The 5,951-nt window shown below is 65.9% G+C and carries 1 protein-coding gene; it reads right to left on the bottom strand.

What is annotated here, in order from left to right:
• A partial coding sequence (locus tag KME78_RS63390) for a non-ribosomal peptide synthetase (protein WP_308127611.1) occupies positions 1-5,907 on the bottom strand: 5,907 nt, incomplete at its 3' end.
• Positions 5,908-5,951: the final 44 nt, after the last annotated feature.

Below are 5,951 nucleotides of genomic sequence, written 5' to 3'. Positions count from 1 at the left end.
GGTGTGGTGGGGGAGGAGTGTGTGGGGTGGGGTGGTGTGGGTGAGGGCGTTGAGGTGGGTGGGGACGATTTTGTAGTGGTCGATGGGGTGGTCGTTCAGGTAGGCGGCGAGGTGTTGGGGGTCGGTGGTGGTTTGGGCGGGGGGTATGTGGAGGGTTCCGCCGGTGGTGAGGCTGGTGAACAGGATGGTGTTGGCGAAGTCGGTGACGGTGTTTTGGAGGAGGAGGTAGGTGGCGTGTGGTTGGCCGATGCCGAGGCGTGTCGGAGCGACGGTGAGGTAGTTGATGAGGTTGTGGTGGGTGATTTTGACGGCTTTGGGGTGGCCGGTGGAGCCTGAGGTGTAGATGAGGTAGGCGGTTTGGTGGGGGTGGGTGATGGTGTGGGGTGCCGTGGTGGGTTGTGCGGATAGGGCGGTTTGGGTGTGGTGGGTGTCGAGGGTGAGGGTGGGGGTGTGGCTGGCGGGGAGGTCGTCGGCGATGTGGGTGGTGGTGAGGATGAGGCTGGTGTGGCTGTCGGTGAGTTGGTAGGTGAGGCGTTCGGCGGGGTGTTGGGGGTCGAGGGTGAGGTAGGCGGCGCCGGTTTTCCAGATGGCGTGGATGGCGATGATGGCTTCGGGCCCGGTGGGCAGGCAGAGGGCGACGATCTGTTCGGTGCCGATGCCGAGTGCTTGGAGATGATGGGCGAGTTGGTTGGCGCGGGCATCGAGTTGGGCGTAGGTGAGTGGGGTGTCGTCGTGGATGACGGCGGTGGCGTCGGGCCGGAGGGTGGCTTGTGCGGCGATCAGTTCGTGGACGCCGTTAAACGGGAGGAGTTCGGCGGTAGCGGAGTTCCAGTCGATGGTGAGTTGCTGGTGCTCGTCCGGGGTGAGGATTGAAAGGGCCGACAGGTGCTGGCTGGGGTTGGTGGTGATCGCGGTGAGTAGTTCGGTGAGGTGGCCGACCATGCGGTGGATCGTTGGTTGGTCGAACAGGGTGGTGCTGTATTCGATGACGCCGGTGAGGTTGTCGCCGGTTTGGAAGAACATCAGCCGCAGATCGAACTTGGCGACCGTGACGCCCTGCTCTTGCGGCTCGACGTCTGTATTGGGCTGAAGGGTGTAATTGAAGAAGGCCTGCGTGAGCGGGGTGCGTGAGCGGTCGCGGGCGATGGCCAGCTCGTCGATGAGCTGCTCGAACGGCAGGTCCTGGTGGGTGTAGGCGGCCAGTGCGGTGGCGCGGATCTGCGTTAGTAAGTCCGTGAAGATTGGGTCGCCGCTCAGATCGGTACGAAGCGCCAGGGTGTTGACGAAGAAGCCGATGAGTTGCTCGGTTTCGGCGTGGTTGCGGTTGGCTACGGGGGTGCCGACGATCAGGTCGTCCTGGCCGGTGTATTTGTTTAGCAGGACCTTGTAAGCGGCCAGCAATGTCATGAACATGGTGCTGGAGTTCTGGCGCGAGATGTCCTGCAGCCGCTGGGTGACTTCGGTGCTGAGCTGGAAACGGATAGCCGCACCTGCACTTGAACGCACGGCGGGGCGGGAGTGGTCGGTCGGCAGGTCGAGCACGGGCGGGTTGGCCAACTGGGTGCGCCAGTAGCCGAGCTGCTCGTCCAGCACCGGTCCGGTGAGCCAGTCGCGCTGCCATACCGCGAAGTCGGCGTACTGCACCGGCAAAGCCGGCAGGGGATTGGGTTGGCCGCTTCGGAACGTCTGATACATGGTTGCCAGCTCGCGGCCGAGGATGTCGGCTGACCACTCGTCGGAGACGATGTGGTGCATGCAGAGCGCGAGCACGTACTCGTCGTCGGCCAGCCGTAGCAGGCTGCCGCGGATCAGCGGGCCGTTGACCAGGTCGAACGGAGTGGTGGCGTCGGTGGCCACCCAGGCGCGAGCCGCCTGGAACGGATCCGTCTCCGAAGCCAGGTCGATGATGGGCAGATCGAAAGGCGACGGTGGGTCGATGACCTGCCAAGGCACGCCATTGGCATCGGCGACCAGGCGGGTGCGCAGCACCTCGTGTCGCTTGATCAAGCAGTCCAGGGTGGCTTGCAGCGTGGGGATGTCCAGTTCCCCGGTCAAGGGGATCGGGGAAGGGATGTTGTATTCGACCGAGCCAGGATTGAGCTGGTCCAGGAACCAGAGACGCTGCTGGGCGAAGGAGAGTGGCAGTTTCTGGTCGCGTGGGACGGCGACGATGGGCGGTGCCTGATCCGCCGTGGCGCTGGCGTCGATGACTGTCGCCAGTTCGGCGATGGTGGGCTGGTCGAACAGGGCCGCGAGGCCGATCTCGATGCCGAATGTGGCCTCTATACGGGATATGGCTTGGGTGGCGAGGAGTGAGTGTCCGCCGAGGTCGAAGAAGTTGTCGGTGGTGCCGATCTGGTCGAGGTGGAGGAGGTCGGCCCAGATGGAGGTGAGAAGTTCCTGGGTTGTTGTGGTGGGTGGCTGGTAGGAGCCGTTTAGTTCGGGTCGGTTGCCGTCGGGGGTGGGGAGCGCGGGGCGGTCGATTTTGCCGTTGGGGGTGAGGGGGAAGGCTGCCAGTTCGATGTAGGTGGTGGGGATCATGTGGTCGGGCAGGCTGGTCCGCAGGTGGTCGCGTAGTTCGTTGACCGGTGGGATGGGCTCTTCGCCTGGTACGAGGTACGCGATGAGGCGCTGCTCGTGAGCGATGACGTGCGCGGCGGCGATGGCCGGGTGGGTCGTGAGGGTGTGTTCGATTTCGGCGGGTTCGATGCGGTAGCCGCGGAGTTTGATTTGGTGGTCGGTGCGGGTGAGGAAGTGGAGTTGGCCGTCGGCGCGCCAGTGTGCTTGGTCGCCGGTGCGGTAGAGGCGTGTTCCGCCGGGGGCGGCGATGAAGTGTTGGGCGGTGAGGGCGGGTCGGCGGTGGTAGCCGCGGGCGAGTCCGGTGCCGCCGATGTGGAGTTCGCCTGCCACGCCGATCGGTACTGGGTTGAGGTGGGGGTCGAGCACGTGGGTGTGGGTGTTGGGGAGTGGGCTGCCGATGGCCGGCATGCTGCCGGACGCAGTGAGAGGCGGTGTGGTGGTGGTGATAACCGTCGTCTCGGTGGGTCCGTAGGTGTTGCGCAGAGTGAGGTGCGGTGCCCAGGCATCGGCGAGGTGGGCGGTAAGGCGTTCGGCACCAAGGATCAGGGTGTTGAGCGTGGTGGTGGTGTCGGGGGTGAGGGTGGCCAGCAGGGACGGGACGATGCTGGCTGCGGTGATGTGGTGCCGGTCGATCAGCTGGGTGAGCTGGTCGGGGTGGGTTCGCTGTTCGGGCGTGGCTAGGACCAGGGCGGCGCCGGTGGTGAGGGTGACGGTGATGTCGAGGATGGCGGCGTCGAAGCTGAAGGAGGCGAATTGCAGGACGTTGCTGGTGTGGTCGATGGCGAACAGGGGTCGCATGGTGGTGGCGAGGTTGATCGCGGAGCGGTGGGTGGCTTGGACGGCTTTGGGCCGGCCGGTCGAGCCTGAGGTGTAGATGAGGTAGGCGGCCTGGTCCGGAAGGACCGTCACGTCCGGTGGCGTGGTGGGCTGGGCGTTCAGGGCGGCTTGGGTGGCGGGATCGTCCAGGGCCAGGGTGTGGGAGAGGTCTGGCGGTGTGGTGGGGTGGGCGTCCAGGGCGGCGTTAGTGGCGGGATCGTCCAGGCTGACGGCGGGGATGCCGGAGAGCAGCTCAGCGGTGTACTTAGTGGGCTCGGCGGCGTGCTCAGCGGTGTGCTCGGCGGTGGTGGTGATGAGGAGGTCGGCTCCGCTGTCCGTGAGCATGTAGGTGAGTCGGTCGGTGGGGTAGTCGGGGTCGAGGGGGAGGTAGGTGCCGCCGGCCTTCCAGATGGCGAGGATGGCGACGATCATGTGGGTGCTGCGTGGCAGGCAGAGGCCGACGACGCCTTCGCGCTGTAGCCCGAGGCCGAGGAGGTGGTGGGCGAGTTGGTTGGCGCGGGTCTCCAACTGGCCGTAGGTGAGGGTGGTGTCGTCGTAGATGACGGCTGGCGCGTCTGGTTGGCCGGTGATGAGTTCGTGGATGCCGTTGGCCTGGGGGAGTTCGGCGGTGGCGGCGTTCCAGTCGACGGCGAGTTGCTGGTGCTCGTCCGGAGTGAGGATGGGCAGGGCCGACAGATGCTGATCGGCGTTGGTGGTGATCGCGGAAAGCAGTTCGGTGAGGTGGCCGATCATGCGGCGGATGGTGGCCTCGTCGAACAGGGCGGTGCTGTACTGGATCGACCCGGCCAAAGCGCCGTCGGCGGTGGAGCCCATCGTCAGGCTGAGATCGAACTTCGCCGGCAGTACCTCAGCCGAAGTCGCAGTAGCCGAGTCGTTGGTCGTGTAGTTGAACAGGGTCTGGACCAGGGGGGTCCGTGATCGGTCGCGGACCACGGCCAGCTCGTCGATGAGCTGCTCGAACGGCAGGTCCTGGTGGGTGTAGGCCGCCAGCGCGGTGCCGCGGATCTGAGAGAGCAGCTCCGCGAACGTCGGGTCGCCCCTCAGATCGGCGCGTAACGCGAGAGTGTTGACGAAGAAGCCGATGAGCTGTTCGGTCTCGCCGTGGTTGCGGTTGGCGACGGGGGTTCCGACGATCAGGTCGTCCTGCCCGGTGTACTTGCTCAGCAGAACAGCGTAGGCGCTCAGCAGCGTCATGAACATGGTGCTGGCGTTCTGACGCGAGACTTCCTGCAGTCGCCGCGTGATCTCGACGTTCAGTTGGAAGCCGATCGCGGCACCCGCAGTGGAGCGCACGGCCGGGCGTGGCCGATCGGTCGGCAGATCGAGCACGGGCGTGTCTGCCAGCTGAGCACGCCAGTAGCCGAGCTGCTTGTCCAGGACCGGCCCGGTGAGCCAATCGCGCTGCCACGCGGCGAAGTCGGCGTACTGAACGGTCAGCGGCGGAAGTGGGTCACTCTGACCGGCGCGGTAACTCGCGTACAGAGACTCGAGCTCATGCTGGAAGATCTTGGCCGACCACTCGTCCGAGACGATGTGGTGCATGCACAGGGCGAGCAGGTGCTCGTCGTCACCCAGCCGGAGCAGGCTGCCACGGATCAGCGGACCGCTGGCCAGGTCGAACGCAGTGGCCGAGTCCTTCGCGATCCAGGCACGTACGGCCTGGTCGCGGTCGTCGTGAGCCGTCAGATCGACAACGGGCAGGTGGAACCCGGTGGGTAGGTCGATGACCTGCCAGGGCACGCCTTCGGCGTCGGCCACCAGGCGGGTGCGCAGCACCTCGTGCCGTTCGGTGAGGGTGGCGAGCGCGGCGTGCAGGGCGGGGATGTCGAGTTGCTCAGGGAGCTGAATGGGGGTGGCGATGTTGTATTCGACCGAGCCGGGATTGAGCTGGTCCAGGAACCAGAGTCGCTGCTGGGCGAAGGAGAGCGGCAGCCTCTGGTCACGTGAGACGGCGACGATGGGAGGCGCTGCCTGCTCCGCAGCAGTGGTGTTGTCCACGATGGTGGCGAGGCCCGCGATGGTGGGCTGGTCGAACAGCGTGGCAAGGCTGAGGTCGACGCTGAACGTGGCCCGGATGCGGGAGATGGCCTGGGTGGCGAGGAGTGAATGTCCGCCGAGGTTGAAGAAGTTGTCCGTGGTGCCGACCCGGTCGAGGCCGAGGAGGTCGGTCCAGATGGTGGCGAGGAGTTGTTCAGTGGGGGTGCTGGGTGCCTGGTAGCTGCCCGCGAGGTCGAGGCGGGTGGTGTCGGGTGCAGGCAGGGCGCGGCGGTCGATCTTGCCGTTGGGGGTGCGAGGGAATGCCGCCAAAGCGATGTAGGTGGTGGGGATCATGTGGTCGGGCAGGGTGGCGCGTAGGTGGTCGCGTAGTTCGGTGCTGGCTGGGATGCCGCTGTCCTGGTCAGCTGGCACGAGGTAGGCGATGAGCCGGTCGTGGTGGAGGGTGATGAGGGCGTTGGTGATGGTGGGGTGGGTGGTGAGGGTGTGTTCGATTTCGGCGGGTTCGATGCGGTGGCCGCGGAGTTTGATTTGGTGGT

The organism is Nonomuraea guangzhouensis (genome assembly GCF_019396345.1).
In the GTDB taxonomy this organism is placed as follows: Bacteria; Actinomycetota; Actinomycetes; order Streptosporangiales; family Streptosporangiaceae; genus Nonomuraea; species Nonomuraea guangzhouensis.
Note: the sequence above shows the minus strand (reverse complement) of the source record. Positions and strands in the feature narration are given on the sequence as shown.